Raw genomic sequence first — 25837 nt, 5'->3', positions numbered from 1 at the left:
CTTACCTCTCATGCGAGAAGTTGAAGCGATTCTGCGCATTGAGCCATGACTCACGCAAGCGTCAGCATCAAAAACTGGCACCTGAAGCGCTTTCTTGTTGCGCAGGAGCAACACCCGGTTTTCGTGCCGGACTGCGAAGCCTTGAAAACACTGTGCTCAGGGGCTTGCGAGCCGGTGTGGTATTGAGCGCAACGCAATGTCACGGCCATGCGCGCGAATGACGATCCGATGTCCTTCAGACCTTGAGCGCATCCGGAACGACCGCAATGCCCGTGCGAGACGCCCGAGGCAGCCCATCGTCGCTCCGGCATCACCGCTCGCACATGCAGAGCCCGAGCCCTAGAATAGGACTTTCGGACGACGTGCCCTGCAGCTGTATCGCCACCCTTTTCGTTCGGATGCAGGATTAGAATCGGGCGCATCGACGGACCGCGCCCAGACTTGCGCACCATCAGGCTTGCACCAATTGAAGCACCTTCCGGGAGTGCATGCGATGCATGAGGAGTACGGCACTTCACCACGCAACCGGCCACAACTCGAGCGGCGGCGCCTTACTGTGCGCGGCGTCGTGCAGGGCGTGGGCTTTCGCCCTTTTGTTTATCGCCTGGCACAGGAACTCGATCTGAGCGGCTGGGTGCGCAACGACGGTAGCGGCGTCGAGCTCGAGGCACAGGGGACGGCAGGCAACCTTTCGGCCCTTGTCGCTCGCCTGCATGGCGAAGCGCCGCCGCTGGCTCGCATCGAGAGACTCGACAGCAGCCTGTGCGAACTCGATCCGAATGACCGCGGCTTCACCATCAGCGCATCCCAGGGGGGCAGCGTCACGACATCGATCGCCCACGACAGCGCAGTGTGCGATGAATGTCTGCATGAGCTTTTCGCCCCCACCGGCCGGCGCTGGCGCCACCCTTTCATCAACTGCACCCAGTGCGGACCACGCTACACGATCACCCGCGGCCTGCCTTACGACCGCGTCAGCACCAGCATGGCTGCATTTGCGCAATGTCCGGAGTGTGCCGACGAGTACCGCAACCCGCTTCACCGGCGCTTTCATGCAGAGCCCAACGCCTGTCCCGCCTGCGGCCCCAGACTGAGCCTGCTCGAAGCCTACGGGGTAACGGTCGCAAGCCACGACCCGATCGCCGACACCTTGCTGCGCCTGCTGTGCGGCGAGATCGTTGCGGTGAAGGGCCTCGGTGGATATCACCTGATGTGCGATGCCCGCAACCCGGAGGCTGTCGATCGGCTGCGTCAGCGCAAATCACGCGACGACAAGCCCTTTGCGATCATGGTGGCCAATACGGCCTCGGCCCGCCACTGGGCGAACCTTGGAGCGACCGACGAATCGCTGCTCGGCAGTCCCGAGCGCCCCGTGGTGCTGTGCGACAAGCACGACACGGTGGATGCGGAGTTGCACGGTGTGGCGCCGGGACTGGCCTGGATCGGTCTGATGCTGCCGTACACACCGCTGCATTACCTGCTGTTCCACGACTTCGCAGGCCGCCCTGCGGGTACAGGGTGGCTTCGCGATGCGCAGGAACTGGCGCTGGTATGCACCTCAGCCAACCCCGGCGGCGAACCGCTGGTGACCGGCGACCGCGAGGCGACACGGCGCCTGATGGGGATCGCCGACGCCTACCTGCTCCACGACCGCGAGATCGTCGTCCGCTGCGACGACTCGGTTGTGCGCAGCCTGCCCGCCGTGCGTGCAGGCGATCTCAGGATGCAGTTCGTGCGCCGCTCGCGCGGCTACACCCCGCGCGCCCTGAGGCTGGCGGACAAGGGCGAACCGGTCATGGCCTTCGGCGGATTGCTCAAGAACACCTTGTGCATGACCCGCGGCGACGAGGCCTTTCTGTCGCAGCACGTCGGTGACCTCTCGTGTGCGGGCGCCAGCCAGGCCCTGGACGAAGTCGCCAGCCACCTGCAGCGCATCCTCACGCTCACACCGCTGGCGGTCGCGCACGACCTGAACCCGGACTTCCCGTCGACGCTGGCCGCCGAAGCCCTGGCTGAGCGCCTGGGAATTCCGGCCTTCCCGGTGCAGCACCACCATGCACATATCGCTGCGGTCCAGGCGGAACACCACCACCAGGGCCCCATTCTCGGACTCGCCCTGGACGGAACCGGCCTCGGCACCGACGGCAAGGCCTGGGGCGGCGAACTCCTTCAGGTCGATGGCGCACACTTCAATCGTCTCGGCCACCTCGCCGCGCTGCGTCAGCCCGATGCAGGAAAATCGGAGCGCGAACCCTGGCGCATGGCCTCGTCCGTGCTGCACAGACTGGGACGAGGCGACGAAATAGCCAGTCGTTTTCACCATGAAGCGGCCGCGTGGCGCATGCGCGATCTGCTTGAGTCCGGCACAGGCTGCCCGCCGACGACCAGCCTCGGGCGCTGGTTCGACGCCGCAGCAGGCCTGCTCGGCGTGTGCGAGCGCATGGGCTATGAAGGCGAGGCCGCGATGCGGCTGGAAAGCCTTGCCACCCGTTTCGGCGGGGTACTGCCCTTGCACCGGGGCTGGCAGCTGACCGACAGCGGCGATCTCGACCTGCTGCCGCTGCTGTCCGCGCTGGCCGACGAACGCAACCCGCCACGGGGCGCGGCGCTGTTCCATGCAACCCTCGCAACCGCGCTCGAGTCCTGGGTGTTGCAGGCAGTCGACGCAACGGGCATTCGCAGCGTGGCCTTGTCGGGCGGATGCTTTCTCAACCGTCTGCTGTCGCGTGATCTTTCCCGTCGGCTTTCGGCGCGCGGACTGGATGTACTGGAAGCCCGACAGGTGCCGCCCAACGACGGCGGCCTCGCACTCGGCCAGGCCCACGTCGCCCGCCACATCCTGCATCACTGCAGCAGCTGACTGTCTGCGTCCCGGATCAATCGTGCGGAGCACGATTGATCGTGACCGATCACCTTGGCGGGCTTTCAAGCTGCCTGTAATCTCGGCGGCCGCCTGTCGTCGGCGCGGAATTCAGGAGTAAACACTTGGCAGTCGGTCTTTTGCGTTCGAACACGGTGCGCTGGTTACTGGGCGGTGCGGCACTCCTGCTGCTTGCCGACCTGCTGCTGGTGTCCGTGGTGCTGAGCGACCGCGAGCAGGCCCTGAACAGGGGGCGGGAAACCGCGCGAACATCGGCCTCGATCATCCTGCGTCGCGCCGAGGGCCTGTTCGATTCGCTTGATCGCACCCTGTCGGGGGTCGCCGAAGTCATGACCGCGCGCGATTTGCCCCCGGCGCGGGATAACCTGTACATCCATCGATTGCTGGTCCGCCGTCACGCCATTACCCCCGCACTGAACTGGCTGCTGATCACGGACACCGACGGCCTGACGGTCGCAAGCTCGCGCAGCTTTCCCGCCCCGCCGCTTCAGATTTCCGATCGGGAGTACATCCGCGCTCAACGCGAGGACTGGTCGCTCGGAATGTACATCGGGCTGCCCGTGGTCTCCCGCGGGATCGGCACGCCGGTCGTTCCGATCAGCCGCCGGCTGGAAACCGACGGCGGGCGCTTCATCGGCATTGTCGCTGCCGGCCTCAGAAGCGAGTTTCTGCAAAGCCTGGTGGACGACCCTGGTCCGCCCGAAGGCCTGGTCATCGGCATTTTTCGCAGCGACGGCCACGCCCTGGCCTGCCTGCCATCGCGAAGCGCCTGCCCCGACGCGCCGCTGGGCGTGATCGACCACGCGGACGACGAGCAGGCAGACAGCGCGCGCGTCCTCAATACCCGCCTGATTGGCAGCGATGCCGGCGTCAGTGCCTTGCACGCCTCGCAGCGCTACGAGTTCTTTGTGGTTACCGATTATCCGGCCGAGGTCCTGCTCGCCGCCTGGCGACATAACCTGCCGGCGTTTCTTGCACTCGGTCTGGGGGGCAACCTGGCGCTGATCGCGATCGGCCTGTACGCCTGGCGCCAGGTCACGCACCGCCAGCGCGCAATGGCCGAACTTGCCCACAGCAATCTGGTACTGGAAGACCGGGTCCGTGAGCGTACTGAGGCGCTTGCACGCATGGCCAATACCGACGTGCTGACCGGCCTGCCCAACCGCAGGCTGTTCATGAGCGAAGGCACCCGCCTGCTTGCCCTCGCCCGCCGCCACCATCACCCGCTCTCACTGATGATTCTGGATGCGGACCACTTCAAGCTGATCAACGACCGTCATGGTCATGCCGCGGGCGATGCCGTACTCCGCACCCTTGGCGCAGCCCCCTCGGATGTGCTGCGCAGCTCCGACATCTTTGCAAGACTGGGCGGCGAAGAGTTCGCCGTCCTGCTGCCGGAAACCGGACACGAGGGCGCGCTTGAAGTGGGAGAGCGGCTACTGGATGCGTTCCGCAACAGTGTCACCGAACACGCCGGGGAACACCTGCATTTCACCGTCTCCATCGGACTGGCCGAGCTTGTGCCCGGCGATACCGACCTCGAGGCCCTGCTTCATCGCGCAGACACCGCGCTGTACCGTGCCAAGCAGGAAGGACGCGACCGCCTCGTCAGCGATCGACTGACAAACAGCAGCGAATGATCAGGGGGTAAGGTGGCGATAGGCGCCACCGAAGTAGACCAGCGGGTCGGCGTCGCTGCGATCGAAGCTCACCACCTCGCTGACGAAGATCACATGATCCCCACCTGCGTACCGGGTGGTGTTGCGGCAGACGAAACGGGCGCAGCAGCCATGCAACAGCGGTGCACCACCCAGACCATGATCGAAGCCCAGTCCGGCGAAGCGATCCGCCATGCGGCTGGCAAAACGCTGAGACACGGCCTCCTGGTCGGCGGCCAGCACGTTGATCGCGTAGTATTCGCAGTCTTCAAACAGCTTCAGACTCGGCAGATTGCTGGACAGACTCCAGACCACCAGCGGCGGATCCAGGGACACCGAATTGAACGAGTTGACCGTAAGCCCGATCAACTCACCCGTCGGCGTGCGCATGGTCACCACGGTGATGCCGGTAGCGAAGCGGCCGAGGGCGTTGCGGAAACTGCGCGAGAAATCCTCGGCGACGGGAGCGTTCTGGGACATGGGACAGCCTCTGGCGCGGCGCCAGCCACACCCGAAAGATAGTATTCAGGCGGCGGATTATGGCCGCGCAAGCGGTATACGTCGAGTACTGCAGCGCGACATGAAACTCGATTACAACATTAAAACCGGAATTTGCACCCCACATGAGTGATTTTGCCCGTCGCCTGATCGAGTGGCAGCGCCACCACGGCCGCCATGACCTGCCCTGGCAGGGCGGACGCGACCCGTACCGCATCTGGCTGTCGGAAATCATGCTGCAACAGACCCAGGTCAGCACCGTGATTCCGTACTACACCCGATTCGTCGAGCGCTTTCCCGATGTGGCCGCGCTGGCTGCGGCACCGGTGGACGACGTCATGGCACTGTGGAGCGGCCTCGGCTACTACGCCCGCGCGCTCAACCTGCACCGGGCGGCGCAGCTGGTCATTAGCGATCACGGTGGCGTGTTCCCGCGGACCGCAGCACAGATCGTCACCCTGCCCGGCATCGGTCGTTCCACCGCGGCGGCCATTGCTGCGTTCTCAAGCGACGAGCGCGCTCCGATTCTCGACGGCAACGTCAAGCGGGTGCTGTGCCGAGTGTTCGGCATCGAGGGTTTCCCCGGCGAGAAAGCGGTCGAATCGCGCCTGTGGGCACTGGCCGAATCGCTGCTGCCGCAGGACGGCATCGGCAGCTACATCCAGGCTCAGATGGACCTCGGCGCCACCGTTTGCACTCGAGGCAAACCCGCCTGCACGCGCTGTCCGCTCGCTGACGAATGCATCGCGCGCCTCGGCAACCGGGTTGCGTCGCTGCCAACACCGAGACCCAGAAAGCAGATCCCGCGACGCAGCGTGCGCGTGGCGGTGATTGTCGACCGTGGCGCGGTCCTGCTCGAACGCCGTCCGCCCGCCGGAATCTGGGGTGGTCTGCTGAGCCTGCCGGAAGTGCCCGAGCACGAAACAGAGGTCGACTGCTGGGTACGCGACCGGCTTGGCATCGACGCCGGCACTGGCGTTCTGCTTGCGCCGCTGACACACACGTTTACCCACTTCGTGCTCGACATTCAGCCGTGGCGGTTCGATCTCGCCGCACAAGGCGTCCGTGCTGAAGAAGGCGGCAGCACGCAGTGGCTACCGCTTGCAGACACTTCCGATGCGGCCTTGCCAACACCGGTGCGCAGCATCCTGATGCAGATGGCAGCGCCAGACCTGTTTGCTTAGGAAGGCTGCGCTGGGCTCGGGGTGTGGCGCTGTTCCGATGCGAGGGTCTGGGGCACGCGGAGGCGCGGAGGCGTTGCCTGAATGAGGAAACGCCTCGCACCTGGCCTGTGGGTCATCCTGCCTGGGTGCGTGCCCAGCGCACGATGTCGGCGGCGCCCATGGCGCCTGCCTGCCGGGCGATTTCCTTGCCGTTTCTGAACAGTGCGAGCGTGGGAATGCTGCGGATATTGTATTGGGCGCCGATGGCCTGATTGGCCTCGGTATCGAGCTTCGCTACGCGGAAATCCGGTTCCAGCGTTCGCGCCGCCTCCGCGTAGGCCGGCGCCATCGAACGACATGGCCCGCACCACGGCGCCCAGAAATCCACCAGCACCGGAACGTCGTTGCGCTGGATATGGCGGGAAAAGCTCGACGCGTTGAGCTCCAGAGGTGCAGCAACAAACATCGGCTTGTGGCACTGCCCACAACTCGGCTGCTCGGTCAGCCGCGCAGCAGGGACACGGTTTACAGCGTTGCAATGGGGACAGACGAGGTGCATGGAATCTGACATGGCGATGACCCGGTGACTGGCAATGATTTCAAGGTGGAGCCAGCTCTCCCAAACTTCAAGAGCCGCCAGCCCGCTCCATCCTGCGCGCCGCCGCAAGCCTCAAGACCTGCCATCCGCAAAGCACTCTGCCGGGGCAAGTCAGGCCATGAGCGCCGCCGACATCACGCTGTTGACATGTACCCACGCAGGATGCCCTATCCAGGCGCAAGGGATCGCCTCAGTCAGGCGACTCCTCCGCGCCCTCCGCGTCTCCGCGTGCCCCAGAACCCAGCCCCGAAAACCCGAACCACGCTCAAGCCTTGCCCAGCAAGCCATGCTGCCGCAAGAACTGCTGCATGATCTCGAGCCGGCTCTGCACATCGTCGAGTTCAAGCAGGCGCTGGCGCGCAAGCGCAGGAATGGGGAGCAACTCGGCATAACGCGCCCCCACCCAGGCCGCGTCTTCGAAGTGGTGCGGTGGCGGCATGCGGTCACCCGCTTCCGCTGCCAGCACCCTGAGCAGCGGCAGTATTTCGGCCTGAGCCTCGGGCACCGGCTGCACCGGCGGTTCGTCCAGCCACACCACCTCGCCATTGAGCAGACCGTCGTGCTCGACCTCGTGATCGACCACCCGAAACCGCCGCGCGCCGCGCACCATGATCGACAGCACGCCCGGTTCGGCCATGTCCCAGCTTTCAATACGCGCCTCGGTGCCGACCTCGTGCGGCAGCGCGGCCTCGCCGACCTCCTGCCCCGCTGCGATCAGACAGACGCCGAAGCTGCTGCCCTCGCGCATGCACCGGGTCACCATGTCCATGTAGCGCGCTTCGAAGATCCGCAATGGCAGCCGACCATCGGGGAAGAGCACCGTATTGAGCGGAAACAGCGGCAGACGCTCACTCATCGGCCTTCCTCCTCTTCCCCCCAGCGCGCCATCAGGGTGTGGGCGACGCCAAGCTGATCAAGCACCCGCGCCACAACGAAATCGACCAGATCCTCCACCGTCCTGGGGTGATGATAGAAGCCCGGATTGGGCGGCAGGATGCACACACCCAGCCTTGCCAGCTTGAGCATGTTCTCGAGATGGATTGCCGAGTACGGCGTCTCGCGCGGCACCAGCACCAGCTTGCGCTGCTCCTTGATGACCACATCGGCCGCGCGCTCGATCAGGCTCTGGCTGAGCCCTGCAGCAATCGATGCCAGCGTCGCCATGGTGCACGGACAGACCACCATCGCATCCGGCGGGTTGGAACCCGAGGCTGGCGGCGCAAACCACTCTTCCCTGCCAAACACCCGCAACTGCCCGGGTGCAGCGCCGAAGCGCGCGGAGAGTTCGGCTTCGACCTCGGCCGCGCGGCCGGGCAGGTGCCAGTCCATTTCCTGGCGCGCAACGATCTGCGCCACCTGGGAATACAGCAGCCACACCCGGCAGCCCGATTGCAGCAGGCACTCCACCAGACGCAGGCCGTACGGCATGCCGGAGGCGCCGGTGAGGGCGACGGTGATGGTGCGCGGGGTGCTCATCGATTGTGCTTCCTTATCAGGCCATCATTGGGCCACTGCTGCGCGCACGCCGGAAAATCACTTCAGGTAGTCGCTCAGGATGACCCAGCGTCCGTCGCGAATCTGGGCCAGGCGGCCGTAACGGTTGCCAAGGTGGTCGTCGTGGCTGAAGCGATACTCGGGGCTACCGAAGAAATCGCGCGTGGTCTTGAGTTGCTCCAGAGCAGAGACGAAGCCTTCGACCGTGAGTTCCCGCCCGGCCGCATTTGCGCCCTGCACGAAGAGATCGGCGATGCTGTAACCCATCGCGCTCCACACGTTCGGATCGACGCCAAAACGCTTGCGATAGCGCGTGATCCAGTCCGCCAGCGCACTGTTGGCACCCTCGGCATAGGGATGCGGCAGCACGCTCACACCGTACAAGCCATCGACGGCCGCGCCGCCGAGTTCGTGCGTCTGTGCCGAATAGCCGGATGCGGTCACCAGCATGTCGACCATCCAGCCGGTCTTGCGTGCCTCAGTCATCGCCGCGATGGTCTCGCGCACGACGGTTGCAAGCACCACGAAGTCGCAATCTGCACCGCGCAGGCGGGCGATCTGGCTGGAGAAATCGGTGGCACCGCGCTTGTAGCTGGTCTTCTCAACCAGGCTCTGGCCGATGCGCGTCAAACCGCCTTCCACGCCCTTGAGCACCTCAAGGCCGTAGTCGTCGTCCTGATAGAGCAGGCAGGTTCGCTTGTAGCCGCGGCTTTGCACCATGTGACGCGTGGCCGCATCCATGTAGCTCTGATACGGCGCGAAGATCTGGAACTTGAGCGGATGCAGCGGGCTGTAGGTTGCCTCATGGGGCGAGAACGGGAACAGGTGCGGGCGACCGGCATCGACGATCAGCGGCATGGTGGCCATCACGACCGGCGTACCGAAGTTGGCGAGAAAGGCGAAGGCCTGATCGCGGTCGAGCAGCTTGCGCGTCGCCAGCACGGCGCGCTTGGGATCGTAGCCGGTGTCCTCGACCACCATCCGCAGCTTGCGCCCATGCACACCGCCCGCCGCGTTGGCCTCTTCGAGGCGCAGCAGCATGCCGTCGCGCACTGGCGAACCGAGCATTGCGGCAGGGCCGGACAGATCCTGGATGCTGCCAAGAACGATCTCGCGATCACTGACGCCAGGCGTGGCAGCCACTGCAAACGCGGTGGACAAGGCCAGCGCACAACCGAGAACGAAACGGGAAACAGACATGGGCGGACCCTGAACGAAGAAGTCGGACCGCGATTATCCTTCAAGCCGGCGATAACCGCAGCCGTCAGTCTTCAGTGCCCTTGCGCACAGACGCCTGGGCGCCGCCGGAAGCCGATGCCAGACCCTGCGGCCGCAGCAGCACCATTGCCACGATCACCGCGCCAAAGAGCACGGTTTCAAGCCCGGCACTGCGGCTCCATTCGCCCGGCAGCACGTCGCGCAGCAAGGCAATCAGCTGCGGCAGACTGACGATGACGAGCGCCCCCCACAACGCACCGGACAGGTGGCGGGCGCCGCCGATGAACACCAGCATCAGCAGTTCGAAGGAGAACATCAGCCCGAACTGCTCGGGACTGATGAAGCCGATCCAGTGCGCGTAGAGCGCACCGGCCAGTCCGGCCAGCGCGCCGCCGAGCACGAAGGCGCGCAACTTGGTCGCAGCCACATCGACGCCACAGGCCTCGGCCGCCGCAACCTCGTCCTCGCGCACCGCACGCCAGGCGCGACCGCTGCGCCCTGCCAGCAGACGCCTGCACGCCAGCCAGGCCAGCATCAGCGCAGCAAGGCTGACCAGCATCTGCTCCAGCGGCGTATCCACCCTCATCCCGCCCCAGCTCAGGGTCGGCACGCTGAGTCCGGCGCCGCCGCGCGTGAGCGAGGTCCAGCGCACGAGCATCTCTTCCACGATGAGCGCAAAGGCCAGCGTGCTCATCGCAAAGTACAAGCCGCCGAGGCGCCGGGCGGGAAGGCTGGCCAGCGCCCCGCCAGCCGCGCCAAGCGCCACTGCGGCCGGCACCGAGAGCACTGGCGGCACGCCACGCATGGCGAGCAGGGTCTCCGCGTAGGCACCGAGCGCCACCAGGGCTCCCTGCCCCAGCGTGATCTGCCCCGCCTGACCGACGATGATGACCAACCCGAGACCGGCAATCGCATAGGTTGCAACCAGCGTGGCCTGCCCGGCGGCGTAGTCAGCACCGAGCACGCTGAGCCCGAGCACAAGAATGGCTGCGATCAGCAGCAGCGGACGCAGCATGCTCACCGGCGCCTCCGCCATCCTGCGGCCATGCCATCGGGGAAAAGCAGCAGGGCGAGCATCAGCAGCACATAGGGCACGACATCCTTGACGCCCTCAGGGAGCACCAGACCGGCGAGCGACTCGGCCACGCCGAGAAAGACGCCCCCCACCAAGGCCCCCGGCAAGCTGGTCAGCCCGCCGAGCACCGCGGCTGGAAAGGCCTTGAGTGCAATCAGCCCCATGTTCAGATGGATGAAGGTAATCGGCGCCAGCAGCAGGCCCGCAACGGCAGCAAGCGCAGCGCCAAGCGCCCACGCCAGGGTGTGCATCGAAGCGACCGGCACGCCCATCAACGCAGCGACCCGCGCGTTTTCGGAGCATGCACGCAGCGCGAGTCCCGCTCGCGTGTAGCGAAAGAAGACTGCCAGCACCCCTGCCAGCACCACGGTAGCCACAATCACCAGCACATGGCTCAGGGACAGCGCGAGCGCCCCGATCTGCAGCACGCTGTCAGCGAACGGAAGACGGTAGATGTCGTGACTTGCCGCCGGCACCGACGTGACCCCGCCGCGCAGCATCATGCCGAGGCCAAAGGTCAGCAGCACCGCAACCAGATGCGGCTGGCCGATCGCGCGGCGCAGGGCGAAACGCTCCAGCACCGCACCCAGCAGCGCGAGCCCCGCCACTGCAACCGGCGCAGCAATCCACAGGGGCCAGCCGGCACCGGTGTTCAGTGCTACGGCAGCAAACGCCCCCACCATGAGCAGTTCGCCCTGCATGAAGCTCACCGTTTCGGTGGCCTTGTAGATGAGGACGAAGGACAGCGCCACCAGTCCATACACGCAACCGATGGCAATTCCGCTGGTGAGAACCTGGATCAGGGAAAGCATGGGCGCGAAGGATAGACTATTGGGGGTGAGGCCGTACGCGTTCGCTCACCCAAAGCCGAGAATATGGCAGGCGTCGGGGTGGCCCCTTGGCGGGCTGTCGAGAGCGCCGTCGGATAAGGTACTGGGGCGGAAACACGGCGGCGCATGTCTGAGGGCGCGCAGCGACCGAGTTTGCGCCGACGCCGCCACAGTGCCTTATCCGACGGGGAGCCGAAGGCCGCGAACGTCTGCCCGCCGAGGGGCCACCCCGACGCACCACCAGGCCCGGGAACCTGTTACCTGCTGCAGAGTGCGTCGCTCGGTGGCTTGCTGCAGGCCTCGCGGTACTCTGCGGTCAGACGCTCAACCAGCTCCGCCACAGTCGGAATGTCGTGAATGTTGGCCACCCCGTGGCCCGCACTCCAGACGTCGCGCCAGGCACGCGCCTCGTCCGACAGATCGTGCAGCTTGCCCTTCCCGTGCCCCGGCACCAGCTCGCTGCGCTCGAAACCCGCCTGCTCCAGACTTGGCCACAGGAAGTTGGCATTGGTGCCCGAAATCACATCGGTGTACACCACCTCCGACGGCCCGCAATCCACCACCATCTGCTTGTAAGCCTCCTGTGCCAGCGCCTCGCGGGTCGCGATGAAACGCGTCCCCATGTAGGCGAAATCGGCTCCCAGCACCTCGACAGCACGGATCGAGGCACCGTCCGAAATGCTGCCGGCCGCGATCAGCACGCCATCCCAGAATTCGCGGATCTCGCGGATCAGGCTCACCACGCTCTGGGTGCCGGCGTGACCGCCTGCCCCGCCGGCCACCGCGATGATGCCGTCGACACCTGCCGCCGCAGCCTTCTTCGCATGGTAGGCATGCACGATGTCGGAAAACACCAGCCCGCCATAGGCATGAACCGCCTTCACCACCTCGCCGGGATGGCCCAGGCTGGTGATCACAAAGGGCACACGGTGACGCACGATGGTCGCCAGATCCTCCTCCAGGCGCTTGTTGGACGCATGCAGGATCAGATTCACCCCATAGGGCGCGCATGGCGCGCCGGGATTGTCCGCACGATGCCCGGCAAGCGCCGCATCGATCTCAGTCAGCCAGGCTTCAAGCTGCGCGGCCGGCCGAGCGTTGAGTGCGGGGAAAGTGCCGGCCACCCCGGCCTTGCAGGTCGCGATGACCAGCTCAGGGCCGGATACGAGAAACATCGGCGCGGCAATCGCGGGCACACTCATGGTGCCGCGGAAGGATGCGGGAAGTGTCATGCTGTCTCCTCATTGTTGTTGCGAGCGGGCAATCAATGCCCTTGCGTGAAGCGCACTCTAGCATGTGAAGCGCACATTTCAAACGACCGTTTGAATATGCCTGCCATCCGGCGTCCGATGGCATCCGCCGACAGGATCAGGTGCTATCCTCGGCGCCATGCAAGGTATTGAATCCCTTCTCTACGGCATCGGCATTGCCGGCGTGGCGGTCAACGCGGCCGCCGGTGTGCTCGATGCCGGGCGCAAGCCCTTCGACCTTTTCGGCATGGTCGTGGTGGCACTCGCCGCCTCCCTGGGTGGCGGCACCTTGCGCGATGTGCTGCTCGATCGCACGGTGTTCTGGATTGCCGACCAGAGCAATCTGATCGCGGCCATCGTCGCCGGCCTCGCGACATTTCTCGTGGTGCGCGTGGTGCGCCTGCCGCCACGCCTGTTCCTGTTACCGGACGCCCTTGGACTCGCACTCTTCACCGTCTCAGGCACCCAGGCCGCCATCGCAATGGGGGCACCGTGGCTGGTGGCCAGCCTGATGGGCGTGATCACGGGCGTTTTCGGGGGCATCGTGCGCGACGTGCTGTGCAACGAAGTTCCCCTGGTATTTACCGCCGAACTGTATGCCACCGCATCATGGGCCGGCGCCCTGCTGCTGCTCGCCCTGCTCGAAGCCGGCGTCAGCCCCGGGTGGGCTGCGCTGGCCGGCGCGACGCTGGTGCTGGTGATTCGCCTGGGTGCCATCCGCTTCAAATGGCGGTTGCCGGTGTTCATTGCCCGAAGCTGACGTCCAGCGTGACATCCGCCGCGCATCAGTAGATACCCCTCTGGCGTATGCAGGTCGATCCCAATAATCTATGCGGCCAAGCCGGGACCACCCGGTACATCAAGCAACAGAGCCTGGCTGCGAGAGGCTCGACCTGACAGGAGTTCATCCATGAGCATGATGAAGGAATTCAAGGAATTCGCCATGCGCGGCAACGTCATCGATCTCGCCGTTGGCGTGATCATTGGCGGCGCCTTCGGCAAGATCGTCGATTCGCTGGTCAAGGACATCGTGATGCCGGTCGTTGGCCGCATCGTCGGCGGCGTCGATTTCCGCCAGTTGTACATCAACCTTGGCAGTGACGTTTTCGAGACCCTGGAAGCGGCCGAAAAGGCGGGGGCACCGCTGATCAAGTACGGTAACTTCATCAACACCGCAATCGACTTCCTGATCATCGCCTTCGCCATCTTCATGGCGATCAAGGCCATCAACAAGCTTAAGCGTGCAGAGCCGCCGGCACCGCCCGCCGAGCCCGCACCCGAGCCGGAAGACATCAAGCTGCTGCGCGAGATCCGCGACTCGCTCAAGCAACGCAGCTGATCGCTGCAACATGAAAGAAGCCCTTTGTGGCGCCATGCAGGACGGCGCCAAAAAGGGCTTCTTGCGTTCAGTTCAGTCGTTCAGCCGTAGGCACCGACGAACGGGTTGCTTTCGCGCTCTTCGCCAAAGGTCGAGGTTGGCCCGTGCCCCGGAACGAAAGTGATGTCGTCACCGAGCGGGAAGAGCTTGTTGCGGATGGAGCTGACCAGCGTCTGATGGTCGCCGCGCGGAAAGTCTGTGCGCCCGATCGAACCCGCGAACAGCACATCGCCGACCAGCGCGAGTTTTGATTCCGGATGCACGAACACCACGTGGCCCGGCGTGTGGCCCGGCGTGTGGATCACCTGCAGCGTCTGCTCCCCCACGGTCACGGTGTCGCCATCGTGCAGCCAGCGATCAGGCGTGAAGGTTTCAACATCGGGAAAGCCGAACATCTTGCTCTGCTGAGCCATGCCGTCGATCCAGAAGCGGTCTTCCTCCTGCGGCCCTTCGATGGGCACACCCAGTTCGCGCGCCAGTTTTGCGGTACCGCCGGCATGATCGATATGCCCGTGCGTGATCAGGATCTTCTCGATGGTGACGCCAAGTGCGTCGGCAGCAGCATGGATGCGGTCGAGATCGCCACCGGGGTCGACCACCGCTGCCTTGCGCGTCTTGTCGCACCAGATAATGCTGCAGTTCTGCTCGAAGGGCGTTACGGGAACAATGCGGACGTCGATCATGTGGGCTGGAACATCAGTAAGAAACCGGGGCCCAATGATAACCCGTCCACTCCGCAGGGGCCGCCATGGCGGGCGCGGCCCTGAGCAGAATGCGTGCTTATTGATCGGCGTTGGGGAAGAACAGCTGCTCACCCCCGATCTTGTAGGCTGCGATCTCGGCCTGACCCGCCGGCGACACCACCCAGTCCACGAACTGCTGTGCTTCGGCAGCCTTCACGTGTGGATGCTTGGCCGGGTTGATCACCATCACCCCGTACTGGTTAAACAGGCGGGTGTCACCTTCGACCAGCACCTTGAGATCGGCGCGGTTCTTGAAATTGAGCCAGGTGCCACGGTCGGCCAGCACATAAGCGCCGGACGAAGCCGCCATGTTCAGTGCCGGGCCCATGCCACAGCCACACTCCTTGTAGCCGGTGCCCTTGTTCGAATCGCTGTCGGCGTCCTTCCAGTAGCGCAGTTCGGCCGCATGGGTACCGCTCTTGTCACCTCGTGACACAAAGCTGCCGTTGGCGGCAGCCAGCTTCTTCAGCGCGGCGACGATGTCCTTGCCGCGCACGCCCGCCGGATCAGCCTCCGGCCCGATCAGCACGAAGTCGTTGTACATCACCGGATAACGCTTTACGCCATAGCCTTCGGCAACGAATTTTTCCTCAGCGATCTGGTTATGCACGAACAACACGTCGGCATCGCCACGGCGCCCGGTATCGAGCGCCTGACCCGTGCCCTGGGCGACAACCTTGACCTCAATGCCGCTGGCCTTGGTGAAGGCCGGCAGCAGGTGGGAGAAAAGGCCGGACTGCTCGGTCGAGGTCGTGGAGGCCATCACCATCGACTCCGCCGAAGCGGTCGAGAATACGGACAGCAGCGCAACCAGGACACATGCCTTGCGGGTAGCGCGAAAGTTCTCGACTGATACGTTCATACAAACTCCTCTGAGTGGGTGTTGGATCACCGGAACCGGCGACTCTTCGAGATTTCGGGTAACGTAAGCGCCCGCATGACTTCGATCAATATGAAGCGCTGTGCATAGGATCAACTTTCACTACACCCTCGGCGATGACGCCAGCCCCGCCCGCGTCCACAATCCGCTGATCGACCTCTTGCAGGCCGTGGCCGAAAGCGGCTCGATCTCGGGCGCGGCCAAACGTCTTGGCCTGTCGTACCGGCATGTCTGGGGCGAGCTCCGACGCTGGGAGGAGAGCCTCGGACACAGCATGATCGTGTGGGAGAAGGGCCAGCCCGCGCGCCTGACCGAATTCGGCACCAAGCTGATGTGGGCCGAGCGCCAGGCCCAGGCCAGGCTGTTGCCGCAGATCGAGGCCCTGCGCGCCGATCTCGAGCGCGTCTATGCCGTGGCCTTTGACGACAGCGCCCACGTGCTGACGATGTATGCCAGCCATGACGAGGCACTTGCCGCACTGCAGGAGCAGGCACGCCAGCCCGCGCACCGACTGCATCTCGACATCCGCTTCAGCGGCAGTGTGGATGCCATCCGCGCCCTCAATGAGGGGCGCTGCCTGATGGCCGGCTTCCACACGCTGGAAGGCGCCGACACCGATAGCCTGACACGCCGCACCTACAAGCCCCTGCTGCGCCCGGGCCTGCACAAGATCATCGGTTTTGCGCGGCGGACCCAGGGCCTGATCGTCGCCCGCGGCAATCCACTGAATCTGCACTCGCTGGCCGACGTGCGCCAAAGCCGGGCCCGCTTTGCCAACCGTGCGCTAGGCACCGGCACCCGCGTGCTGCTGGACGAGCTTCTGGTACAGGCGGGTATCCCCGTGCAGGACATCAACGGCTACGACCATACCGAGCACTCCCATGCTGCGGTGGCCCAGGCCGTTGCCTCCGGCCAGGCCGACGTCGGCCTCGGCATCAAGGCCACGGCGCGTGGGCGCGGGCTGGACTTCGTGCCGCTGGCCAACGAACGCTACCACCTTGCCTGCCTCAAATCGGCACTCGATACACCGGCGGTCGCCGCACTGCTCGATCTGCTCAAGGGCAATGCATGGCAGGCCGGCCTTGGCAGGCTGGCCGGCTACCAGCCGGCACAGTCAGGTGAGGTGTTGTCGATGCGCCAGGTGCTGCCATGGTGGTCCTACCGCAGCCCGAGGCCCTCCGCCCCGGACTGAGAACGCACCCTGCGCACTAGCGGCTGGACGCTGCCAGAAAGGCGCCGGCACCGACAAAGAGCCCGCCGAACACACGGTTCTGGATCCTGAGCGCGTTCGGGTTGCGCAACAAGGGACGAAAGCGGGTCGCCAGCAGCGCATAACAGGACATCACCACCGTATCGACCACGACCATGGTGGTGGCGATGACCAGAATCTGAGGCCACTGCGGTGCGGTGGCCACCATGAACTGCGGCACCAGCGCCGCCATGAAGACAATGGCCTTGGGATTGGTCAGGTTCACCAGCATGCCCTGCATGAACAGACCGCCCCGAGGCCGGCCGGCTCCACTGCCGGCCTCATCGAGCGCCTCCACCCTGGCGCGCCACTTGGCGACACCAAGCCACACCAGGTACACCGCCCCCAGCACCTTGACGACGAGAAAGGCCGTGGCCGATGTCGCCAGCAGGGCGCCGAGCCCAAGCGTCACCACCGCAAGCTGCAGCAGCAATGCCGCCTGCAATCCGGCGATCGACCGCAGCGCGGCGCCATAACCGTGACGCAGGCCGGTTGCCATGGACAACACCGCCCCCGGCCCGGGCGACACCGAGATCACGAGATTTGCCACCAGGAAGGGCAGCCACAGATTCCAGCTCATACCGTCACACTCCGCTCAGGCAAACAGCGAATAAAGCATCTTGGCGCACAGCAGCATCAGCACGCCGGCGAAGATCTTCTTGAGCGTCGCCACCGGCAGACGGTGCGCAAATGAAGCGCCGACCGGCGCCATGAAGATGCTGACGATACCCACCAGCACCAGCGCCGGCAGGTAGATATAGCCGAAAGACAGCGACGGCGTACCGGCGACCGACCAGCCATTGACCAGGTAACCCACCGTTCCGGCCACGGCGATCGGAAGACCGATCGCGGCCGAGGTGCCGATGGCGTGCTGAACCTTGACGTTGCACCAGGTCATGAAGGGCACCGACAGCGATCCGCCGCCGATCGCCACCAGCGCCGACACGCCGCCAATGCCCATGCCGACCGCGGTCATCCCTGCGGTACCGGGCAGATTGCGCGAGGGCTTGGGCTTGACGTTGAGCAGCATCTGGATGGACACGTAGGCCATGAAGCAGACGAAGAAGATCGCCAGCGGCACCGTATCCACCCGCGACGCGATGAAGGTACCGCCAAAGGTCCCCAGCAGGATGCCAGGGGTGATACTGCGAACGATATTCCAGTGCACTGCCCCACGCGCATGATGGGCCCGCAGGCTGGACACCGAGGTCAGCACGATGGTCGCCATCGACGTACCCAGCGCCATGTGCAGAACCTGCTCATGCGGGAAGCCCTGGGCGACGAAGAAGGTCGTCAGCATCGGCACCATGATGCCGCCGCCGCCCACGCCGAGCAGACCGGCAAAAAAACCGACAATCGCACCCAGGCCCAGGTAGGCCACCAACCACAGATCGAATTCCATTGCGCCAGACGCCCTCGCTGCGCGCGACGACGTCCGTCGCGACAAGGGCCGAATGGTGGCCAGTTAGGCGCCGGGACGCAAGAGCCACACATGCCGGTCGCAAACACGCGGGGATCGGCGAGCGCGCCGCATGCACACCGGACGACCCCGCTTCGCGCTAGAGTTCGCACATGGATCTGCCCCCGCCAACCGCCCTTGCCGCACCACTGCGCTGGAAGGACTATCTCTATGCCGCGATCACGGTCGGCGCGGTTGCCGGTATCGGTGCCCCCTTGCTCGGCGCATTCGATCTGGCCAACATCGCAATGCTGTTTCCGCTGGCGGTGATGTTTTCCGCGGTTCGCTTCGGCCGCGGCCCGGCGGTGCTCGCCGCCTTTCTCTCGGTGGCCTTGTTCGATTTCTTCTTCGTTCACCCGCACTTCACCCTGGCGGTGAGCGACTTGCAGTACCTGCTGACCTTCGCCGTGCTGCTGGCTGTCGCCTTGACCACCGCCGCCCTGGCCACCCGCCTCGGCCGCGAGCGCGATGATGCCGAGGCGCGGGAGCGCGAATCCCGACAGCTCTACGAGATCGCCCAGGCCCTGTCCGCTGCGGTCAATGCCGAACAGATCGGGGCCCTGCGCGCGCGCAGCATGGCCGCACTGGGCCCCGACACACCGGCCTCGCTGCGGGAGACCTACGCCACGCTCTTTTCCACCGCGATCGAGCGCGAGCACTACCTCGCCGAGGCCGAGCGCAACCGGATCGAGATCGAGGCCGAGCGCATGCGCAGCGCACTGCTGGCGACGCTGTCGCACGACCTGCGTACGCCGCTGACCGCGCTGGCCGGGCTGGCCGAAGCCCTGCCGCTGGCCGGGCCGCCGCTGCCCCCGGCACAGGCCGAGCTCGCGGACGCGATCCGCGCCGAAGCGCTGCGCACCCATGTGCTCGCCCGCGACCTGCTCGACCTCGCCCGACTGCAGTCGGGTGCGGTCACCCTGCGCCGCGAGTGGCTGCCGCTGGAGGAAGTGGTCGGTGCGGCGATGCAGGCCCGCAGCAGCCTGCTGAACACGCACAGGATCGCCATCGACCTGCCCGACACCCTGCCGCTGATCGATGTTGATCCGGTCCTGATGGAGCGGGTGCTGTGCAATCTGCTGGAGAACGCCGCCCACCACACGCCGCCGGCGGGCCGGATCGACATCGCGGCCAGCGCCGATGCCGGCATGCTGAGCCTCAGCGTAAGCGACGACGGGCCCGGACTGCCGGCGGCGGGAAGCCCGCCTTCAGGCACCGGCCTTGGCCTCGCCATCGTGCGCGCGATCGTCGGCGCCCATGGCGGCAGGGTCGAGATCGACAGCCCGCCCGGCGGTGGCGCACGCGTCACCCTGCGCCTGCCCCTTTCCACCCCACCTCAGCCCCCGGACAGCGAAGCGTGAAAGACGCCCTCACCCACCCGCCCGCCGTCGTGATCGTGGACGACGAGCCCGGCATTCGCCGCTTTGTACGCACCGCGCTGGAGTCGGCCGGCTGCGTGGTCAGCGAAGCCGGCACCGCGGCGCGTGCGCGCATCGAACTGAACTCGCGCAAACCCGATCTGCTCATCCTCGACCTCGGCCTGCCAGACGAGGACGGGCTTGCGGTGCTCGCCGCGTTGCGGGCGTGGTCGGGCATGCCGGTGCTGGTGCTGTCCGCCCGCAGCGACGAACACGACAAGGTTGCCGCACTCGACGCAGGTGCGGACGACTACCTCACCAAGCCATTCGGCATCGCCGAGCTGCTGGCCAGGGTCAGGGCCCTGCTCCGACGGTCGCTGCGCCCGTCAGAGGGCTTGTCGACCGTGAGCTTCGGCGAGATCGAGGTCGACCTCGCCCAGCGCAGCGTCACCCGCAATGGCGAACCGGTGCGCCTGACGCCGATCGAGTTCAAGCTCCTCGGCCATCTGATCGCCAACGCAGGCCGCGTCCTCACCCACCGTCAACTGCTGGCCGCCGTATGGGGGCCGAACCATGTCGAACACAACCACTACCTGCGGGTGTACATGGGCGGGTTGCGGCGCAAGCTGGAGCCGAACCCCGGCTTCCCCGCCCACATCCTGACCGAGTCCGGCGTCGGTTATCGCCTGGTACTTTAGGCAGGCGGGCGCTCAGCGTCGCCAGAAGGTCGGCGTCATCACCACCAGCAGGGTGAAGATCTCCAGCCGTCCGAGGATCATGGAGAAACTCAGAATCCAGGTCTGCAGGTCGCTCAGCCCCTGGTAGTTGGACGCCGGCCCCACCGCCCCCAGTCCGGGGCCTGCATTGTTGAGACATGCGACCACGCCCGAAAACGCGGTGATGAGGTCGAGGCCGGTTGCGGCAAGCACCAGCGTGAGGCTGACGATGGTCACCATGTACATGAAGCTGAAGGCCAGCACCGCGTGGAGAACCCCTTCCGAGATCGCCTGGCGCCCGAGCCTGAGCGGCAGCACCGCACTCGGGTGCAGCGAACGCACGATTTCTCGATAGGACTGTTTGTACAGAATGATCGCCCGCATCATCTTGATGCCGCCTCCGGTCGAGCCCGAACAGGCGGCGAAGCTGCACAGAAAAAGGACGCAGATCTGCGCAAACATCGGCCACAAGGTGTAGTCGTAGGTGGCCAGCCCAAGCGAAGTGGCCAGCGAAATCGCATGGAAGGCGACATAGCGCAGGGTGGTGGGCATGTCCGCATAGACATTGAACTGCATCAGATAGAGCGTCAGGGCGGTGATCATGACGACGAGTGTGCCGAAGAACCACGGCACCTCGGGGTCCTGAAGATAGGCACCGGGACTGCGCCGCACCAGCGCAAGGTAGTGGGTGGCGAAGTTCACCCCGGACAGCAGCGCAAAGCCCATGGTGACCAGTTCGATGGGCAGGCTGTCGAAGCCCCCGAGACTGGCATCACGATCGGAGAAGCCCCCCAGGCCCATGATCGAAAATGCATGGATCACAGCCTCCCACGGCTTCATGCCGGCCCACCACAGGGATAGACCGCAGGCCAGGGTGAGCAGCGCATACACCGTCCACAACCCCTTTGCCGTTTCGGCAATACGCGGCGTCAGCCCCGATTCCTTCATCGGTCCCGGCGTTTCCGCCTTGAACACCTGCCGCCCGCCGATGCCCAGCAGCGGCAGCACCGCCACCATCAGGACGATCACCCCCATGCCGCCGACCCAGTGCATGAAGGTGCGCCACAGGTTGATCGAGACCGGCAGGTATTCGAGCCCGGTCAGCACGGTCGCACCGGTCGTGGTCAGGCCGGAGGCGGCCTCGAAATAGGCATCGGTGAAGGACAGCGCCGGCATGTAGAGCATCAGCGGCATGGCGCCGAACACCGGCACCACGATCCAGGTCGCCGCAACCAGCAGAAAGCCGTCATGTACCCGCAGATCGCGGCGCCGCGCGCGGGTCGTGAGCCAGGCAAGCAGACCGCAGGCGACGGTCACCAGCAAGGCTTCGTCGTACGCCGTTACCGCGCCGTCATCCAGAAAATACGAGACCGCAAGCGGAAACGCCATGACCAGCCCGAACAGCATCAGGACAAGGCCAAGCGCACCGATCACCGGAAAGTAGCTGCGCATCTGATCAGTCCGGCGCGCGCTTGCACCCGCCAGATCACCCGGAAAAGGATGCGAATGCTAGGGAGAAAGGCGTAAAGATGGTGTAAAGATTCCGCACCGCAGCACCCGCGCCGGACGCGGGACGGGCGGGCTCCGCGCCGCACCTGTATTCGGGCAAACACGGATAGCCGCACGTACGCATTAGAGGGCACAGTTGGTCATTGATCTCGACCCGGCGGCCAGAACGGGCGACTTCGATGCATCCTTTGACATACAACAATCAAGGTAGGAGACATTCGATGAGACTGATTCGCACCCTCGGCCTGGCGGCCGGCATGATGCTTGGCGCCTCTGTCGGCGCACAATCTGCGCACGCCCAGCAATTCGTCAATGTGCTGACCGGCGGCACCAGTGGCGTGTACTACCCGCTCGGCGTCGCCCTGTCCCAGCTCTACGGCAATGCCTTGCCGAATGCAAAGGTCAGCGTGCAGTCCACCAAGGCCAGCGCGGAAAACCTCAACCTGCTCCAGGCCGGGCGCGGCGAGATTGCCTTCGCCCTCGGCGACGCGGTTTCCGATGCATGGAACGGCGTCGAGGAGGCAGGCTTCAAGACCAAGCTCAGCAAGCTGCGCGGCGTGGCTGCGATTTACCCCAACTACATCCAGATCGTCGCCGCCAGCGACTCCGGCATCAAGACCCTGGCCGACCTGAAGGGCAAGCGGGTCTCGGTCGGCGCCGCACGCTCGGGCACCGAACTGAATGCACGTGCAATCTTCAAGGGCGCGGGCATGACGTACGACGACCTCGGCAAGGTGGAGTACCTTCCGTTCGGCGAATCGGTCGAGCTGATCAAGAACCGCCAGCTCGATGCCACGCTGCAATCAGCCGGTCTTGGCGTCGCCTCACTGCGCGACCTCGCCAATGCGCTGCAGATCACCGTGGTCCCGGTATCGACCGACGTTGTTGCCAAGATCGGCGATGCAGCCTATCAGGCCAGCGTCATTCCGGCTAACACCTACCAGGGACAGACCGCTGACGTACCGACCGTGCGCATCCGCAACATTCTGGTCACCCATTCGGGCGTATCCGACGATGCCGTGTATGCGATGACGAAGACCATGTTCGAAAACCTCGACCAGCTCGTCAACGCGCACGCCGCCGCAAAGGGCATCACCAAGGAAGACGCTGCCGCCGTGCCGCTGCCGCTGCACCCGGGTGCCGAGCGTTATTACCGCGAAGTCGGCCTGCTGAAGTAATCGTCTTCGGGCTGAACCCAGCCCCGACCCTGCAGTCTGCCCGCCCAGGCGGTGCAGACTGTATCCGTCTGACCGGAGTTTCACATGTCCGAAAACAGCTCGCTCACACCCTTTGGCTGGGAGCGCGAAAAGGGCCTCCAGGCACGTGCGCTGTTCCTGATCGCAGTAGCCTTTTCGGCCTATCAGATCGTCATCGCGGCCTATCACCCACTGTCGTCCCAGGTCGTACGGGCGATACACGTCGGCTTTCTGCTGCTGATGACCTTCGCCTCGTTTCCGGTGTGGCTGCCCCGCAGGCGCAGCGTACCGTCACTGGCGTGGCTGATCGGCGCAACCGGATTCGTGCTGGCGTTCTACCACTGGATTTACGAGGGCGACCTGATCCAGCGTGCGGGAGACCCGACGCAGACCGATCTCGTGGTCGGCACCATCACCCTGATCATGGTGTTCGAAGGCGCACGGCGCATGATGGGTGCAGCACTTCCGCTCATTTGCGCGACCTTCCTGGCCTACGCCGCCTTCGGCCAGTACCTGCCCGGCGACCTCGCACACAGGGGCTATGATTTCTCGCAACTGATCGAACACCTCACCTTCGGTACCGAAGGCATCTACGGCGTCCCGACCTACGTCAGCTCGACCTACATCTTCCTGTTCATCCTGTTCGGCGCCTTTCTCGAACAGGCCGGCATGATCCAGCTCTTCACCAACTTTGCGCTGGGCACCGTCGGTCACACCCGCGGCGGACCGGCCAAGGTGTCGGTGATTTCCTCCGGACTGATGGGCACGATCAACGGCTCCGGCGTGGCCAACGTCGTCACCACCGGACAATTCACCATTCCGTTGATGAAGCGCTTCGGCTACCGCCCGGAGTTTGCCGGCGGCGTGGAGGCCACCTCCAGCATGGGGGGGCAGATCATGCCGCCAGTAATGGGCGCGGTGGCCTTCATCATGGCAGAGACCATTGGCGTGGCCTATGTCGAGATTGTCACGGCAGCCATCATTCCCGCGGTGCTCTATTTCGTCACCGCCTTCTGGATGGTGCACCTGGAAGCCGGTCGCGCCGGCCTGCACGGGCTCGCGAAGAGCGAGTGCCCGAACGCATGGGAGGCCATCCGGCGTGGCTGGTATCTGCTGCTGCCGCTGGGCATTCTGGTGTGGCTGCTGTTCTCCGGCTACACCCCGCTGTTCTCCGGCACCGTCGGGCTGGCGCTCACCGCCGTACTGATCTTCGGTGCCGCGATCGCGCTCCGGCTCAAGGGCAACGCCCTGCGGGTGGCATTCTGGATCGCGCTCGGCATCGCCTGCTCCGGCTTTCTGAAGTGGGGCATCGACGCCTTTTTCGTCCTGATCGCGCTGCTGGTGCTTGTCTGCGCCTTTATCCATGGCGGACGCGAGACCTTGCGACTGGCGGTGAATGCGCTGGCCGACGGCGCGCGTCATGCGCTGCCGGTGGGCGTGGCCTGTGCCCTGGTGGGCGTGATCATCGGCGTACTGACCCTGACCGGCGCCGCAACCTCGTTTGCCAACATGATCATCACCCTCGGCGAAAACAACATGCTGTTGTCGCTGGTACTGACCATGCTGGTGTGCCTGCTGCTGGGCATGGGCATCCCGACCATCCCCAACTACATCATCACCTCGTCGCTGGCCGCACCGGCCCTGCTCGAGCTCGGCGTACCGCTGATCGTCAGCCACATGTTCGTGTTCTACTTCGGCATTCTCGCGGACCTGACGCCGCCGGTCGCACTGGCCGCATTCGCAGCGGCGCCGATCGCGGGCGTGTCCGGCATGAAGATCGGTGTGCAGGCGGTGCGAATCGCGATGGCCGGCTTCATCATTCCCTACATGGCGGTCTACGCGCCTGAACTGATGCTGCAGGGCGACCCGACCGTGCTGGCAGTGGTGTGGATCGTCTTCAAGGCAGTGCTCGCCATCGGCCTGTGGGGCGTCGCCTCGGTGGGCTATCTGTGGCAACCGGTGAGCTGGCCGGAAAGAGTCGGTGCGCTGCTGGCTGCGATCTGTCTGGTCGCCGCGCTGCCGATCACCGACGAGATCGGCATTGGCGCTGCTGCGCTGTTGCTCGGACTGCAGATCTGGCGTCGGCGCCAGCTGGCGCACTGATGGCCGGCAGTGGATGACTGACGAAAGTCATAATCTACAGACAAAAAAAGCGCAGCTTACGCTGCGCTTTTTCGTTTGGCCCCCCGCCTGTGCCGTTTCCGCCGGGCATCCTGAACCTAGGGTTCAGGGAGGTCACTTTCCTTCCGCTTCAGGCTCACCCGGCAAGGGGCGTGCACACCAGCGGCATCTATGGTCAGCAACCGAGTCTCTCGACTATTGGTTCAAGGAATCTACGACTTCAACGAACACGGCAGAGGATTGATTTTGCACGCTTTTTCAAAGCTCAAAAGAGCTTGTCCTGCTGGGCCAGTACCCCGTCAAGGCGTGCTTGCATGAGTCCGATTCTACGCTTCGCGGCCGGCATGTCAAACCCGTTTCCACGCTGATGCTGAATGAACTCGTGGGCGATGTTGAGCGCGGTCATCACGGCCAGTTTTTCACCCGATGCACTGGTCTTGCCGACCAGCTCCTTCAGCTTGCCATCGACATAGGCGACCGCTTCAACCAGACCGTCCCTGGTCTCAGCCGTACAGGCCACGCGGTATTCCTTGCCCAGCAAGGTGATGTCCAGGGATTCCATA

General features: G+C 65.0%; 24 protein-coding genes and 1 other RNA gene. 10 read left to right on the top strand and 15 right to left on the bottom strand.

Going from position 1 to position 25837, the window contains the following annotated elements:
• Positions 1-493 precede the first annotated feature (493 nt).
• Entirely contained in the window at positions 494-2860 is a 2367-nt protein-coding gene (gene hypF / locus CEW83_RS17780; protein ID WP_108950541.1) for a carbamoyltransferase HypF, read from the top strand.
• Between the two features lie 125 nt (positions 2861-2985).
• A complete protein-coding gene (locus CEW83_RS17775) occupies positions 2986-4521 on the top strand; it encodes a sensor domain-containing diguanylate cyclase (RefSeq protein WP_159099492.1) in 1536 nt (511 codons plus the stop codon).
• Here CEW83_RS17775 and CEW83_RS17770 read toward each other — a convergent pair whose 3' ends face one another.
• Complete coding sequence (locus CEW83_RS17770; protein WP_108950539.1) at positions 4522-5019, bottom strand: flavin reductase family protein; 498 nt, start codon at positions 5017-5019, stop codon at positions 4522-4524.
• Positions 5020-5162: 143 nt separating this feature from the next.
• On the opposite strand from CEW83_RS17770, the gene mutY reads away from it, so the two are divergent.
• Positions 5163-6221, top strand: a complete 1059-nt coding sequence (gene mutY / locus CEW83_RS17765) for an A/G-specific adenine glycosylase (protein ID WP_108950538.1) — start codon at positions 5163-5165, stop codon at positions 6219-6221.
• Positions 6222-6333: 112 nt separating this feature from the next.
• Here mutY and trxC read toward each other — a convergent pair whose 3' ends face one another.
• The 7 genes from trxC to CEW83_RS17730 all read right to left on the bottom strand — a co-directional run bounded on the left by trxC (position 6334) and on the right by CEW83_RS17730 (position 12647).
• Positions 6334-6771: a thioredoxin TrxC gene (trxC, locus tag CEW83_RS17760; protein ID WP_108950537.1), complete on the bottom strand. Its 438-nt coding sequence runs from the start codon at positions 6769-6771 to the stop codon at positions 6334-6336.
• A 292-nt stretch (positions 6772-7063) separates the two neighbouring features.
• Positions 7064-7654, bottom strand: a complete 591-nt coding sequence (locus CEW83_RS17755) for an LON peptidase substrate-binding domain-containing protein (protein WP_108950536.1) — start codon at positions 7652-7654, stop codon at positions 7064-7066.
• Positions 7651-8274 carry a flavin prenyltransferase UbiX gene (locus CEW83_RS17750; protein WP_108950535.1) on the bottom strand — a complete coding sequence of 208 codons (624 nt, stop codon included), beginning with the start codon at positions 8272-8274 and terminating at the stop codon, positions 7651-7653. Before CEW83_RS17750 ends, CEW83_RS17755 begins: the two co-directional genes overlap by 4 nt.
• A gap of 57 nt (positions 8275-8331) precedes the next feature.
• Complete coding sequence (locus tag CEW83_RS17745; protein WP_108950534.1) at positions 8332-9492, bottom strand: ABC transporter substrate-binding protein; 1161 nt, start codon at positions 9490-9492, stop codon at positions 8332-8334.
• A gap of 64 nt (positions 9493-9556) precedes the next feature.
• Positions 9557-10525: a branched-chain amino acid ABC transporter permease gene (locus CEW83_RS17740; protein WP_234419099.1), complete on the bottom strand. Its 969-nt coding sequence runs from the start codon at positions 10523-10525 to the stop codon at positions 9557-9559.
• 2 nt (positions 10526-10527) lie between these two features.
• Positions 10528-11397, bottom strand: a complete 870-nt coding sequence (locus CEW83_RS17735; protein ID WP_108950532.1) for a branched-chain amino acid ABC transporter permease — start codon at positions 11395-11397, stop codon at positions 10528-10530.
• Between the two features lie 275 nt (positions 11398-11672).
• Positions 11673-12647 carry an NAD(P)H-dependent flavin oxidoreductase gene (locus CEW83_RS17730; protein WP_108950531.1) on the bottom strand — a complete coding sequence of 325 codons (975 nt, stop codon included), beginning with the start codon at positions 12645-12647 and terminating at the stop codon, positions 11673-11675.
• 157 nt (positions 12648-12804) lie between these two features.
• Here CEW83_RS17730 and CEW83_RS17725 point away from each other — a divergent pair, with 157 nt between their 5' ends.
• Both CEW83_RS17725 and mscL read left to right on the top strand, forming a co-directional pair.
• Complete coding sequence (locus CEW83_RS17725; RefSeq protein WP_108950530.1) at positions 12805-13425, top strand: trimeric intracellular cation channel family protein; 621 nt, start codon at positions 12805-12807, stop codon at positions 13423-13425.
• A gap of 150 nt (positions 13426-13575) precedes the next feature.
• The gene (mscL, locus tag CEW83_RS17720; protein ID WP_108950529.1) at positions 13576-14004 is read left to right on the top strand and encodes a large conductance mechanosensitive channel protein MscL; all 429 of its coding nucleotides are present in this window, start codon (positions 13576-13578) and stop codon (positions 14002-14004) included.
• Between the two features lie 80 nt (positions 14005-14084).
• On the opposite strand, the gene CEW83_RS17715 is transcribed toward mscL, so the two are convergent.
• Positions 14085-14726, bottom strand: coding sequence for an MBL fold metallo-hydrolase (locus tag CEW83_RS17715; protein ID WP_108950528.1), 642 nt, complete (start codon positions 14724-14726; stop codon positions 14085-14087).
• 97 nt (positions 14727-14823) lie between these two features.
• On the bottom strand, positions 14824-15648 hold the full coding sequence (locus CEW83_RS17710) for an extracellular solute-binding protein (RefSeq protein ID WP_108950527.1): 825 nt from the start codon (positions 15646-15648) through the stop codon (positions 14824-14826).
• Between the two features lie 100 nt (positions 15649-15748).
• Between CEW83_RS17710 and CEW83_RS17705 the strand changes: the two genes are divergently transcribed.
• Complete coding sequence (locus CEW83_RS17705) at positions 15749-16858, top strand: substrate-binding domain-containing protein (protein ID WP_108950526.1); 1110 nt, start codon at positions 15749-15751, stop codon at positions 16856-16858.
• 16 nt (positions 16859-16874) lie between these two features.
• Here CEW83_RS17705 and rhtB read toward each other — a convergent pair whose 3' ends face one another.
• Together rhtB and CEW83_RS17695 are read right to left on the bottom strand one after the other, a co-directional pair.
• On the bottom strand, positions 16875-17495 hold the full coding sequence (rhtB, locus tag CEW83_RS17700; RefSeq protein WP_108950525.1) for a homoserine/homoserine lactone efflux protein: 621 nt from the start codon (positions 17493-17495) through the stop codon (positions 16875-16877).
• Between the two features lie 15 nt (positions 17496-17510).
• On the bottom strand, positions 17511-18317 hold the full coding sequence (locus CEW83_RS17695; RefSeq protein ID WP_108950524.1) for a sulfite exporter TauE/SafE family protein: 807 nt from the start codon (positions 18315-18317) through the stop codon (positions 17511-17513).
• Positions 18318-18487: 170 nt separating this feature from the next.
• Here CEW83_RS17695 and CEW83_RS17690 point away from each other — a divergent pair, with 170 nt between their 5' ends.
• Both CEW83_RS17690 and CEW83_RS17685 read left to right on the top strand, forming a co-directional pair.
• The gene (locus CEW83_RS17690; protein ID WP_108950523.1) at positions 18488-19735 is read left to right on the top strand and encodes a DUF4118 domain-containing protein; all 1248 of its coding nucleotides are present in this window, start codon (positions 18488-18490) and stop codon (positions 19733-19735) included.
• Positions 19732-20430, top strand: coding sequence for a response regulator (locus CEW83_RS17685; protein ID WP_108950522.1), 699 nt, complete (start codon positions 19732-19734; stop codon positions 20428-20430). The genes CEW83_RS17690 and CEW83_RS17685 overlap by 4 nt, the downstream gene beginning before the upstream one ends.
• Before the next feature lie 12 nt (positions 20431-20442).
• Here the strand turns inward: CEW83_RS17685 and CEW83_RS17680 are convergent, their stop codons facing one another.
• Positions 20443-21900, bottom strand: coding sequence for a TrkH family potassium uptake protein (locus CEW83_RS17680; protein ID WP_108950521.1), 1458 nt, complete (start codon positions 21898-21900; stop codon positions 20443-20445).
• A 278-nt stretch (positions 21901-22178) separates the two neighbouring features.
• Here CEW83_RS17680 and CEW83_RS17675 point away from each other — a divergent pair, with 278 nt between their 5' ends.
• Together CEW83_RS17675 and CEW83_RS17670 are read left to right on the top strand one after the other, a co-directional pair.
• Positions 22179-23135 (top strand): TAXI family TRAP transporter solute-binding subunit, encoded by a 957-nt coding sequence (locus CEW83_RS17675; protein WP_108950520.1) that lies wholly within the window; start codon positions 22179-22181, stop codon positions 23133-23135.
• An 84-nt stretch (positions 23136-23219) separates the two neighbouring features.
• Positions 23220-25256, top strand: a complete 2037-nt coding sequence (locus tag CEW83_RS17670) for a TRAP transporter permease (protein WP_108950519.1) — start codon at positions 23220-23222, stop codon at positions 25254-25256.
• Positions 25257-25332: 76 nt separating this feature from the next.
• On the opposite strand, the gene ssrS is transcribed toward CEW83_RS17670, so the two are convergent.
• Together ssrS and CEW83_RS17660 are read right to left on the bottom strand one after the other, a co-directional pair.
• Positions 25333-25516, bottom strand: a non-coding RNA gene (gene ssrS / locus CEW83_RS17665) — 6S RNA.
• A 23-nt stretch (positions 25517-25539) separates the two neighbouring features.
• Positions 25540-25836, bottom strand: coding sequence for a cell division protein ZapA (locus CEW83_RS17660; RefSeq protein ID WP_108950518.1), 297 nt, complete (start codon positions 25834-25836; stop codon positions 25540-25542).
• Between the last annotated feature and the right edge of the window lies 1 nt (position 25837).

The sequence above is a fragment of the Parazoarcus communis genome (assembly GCF_003111645.1).
GTDB classification, from domain to species: Bacteria; Pseudomonadota; Gammaproteobacteria; order Burkholderiales; family Rhodocyclaceae; genus Parazoarcus; species Parazoarcus communis_A.
This window is presented reverse-complemented; position numbering and strand designations above follow the sequence as displayed.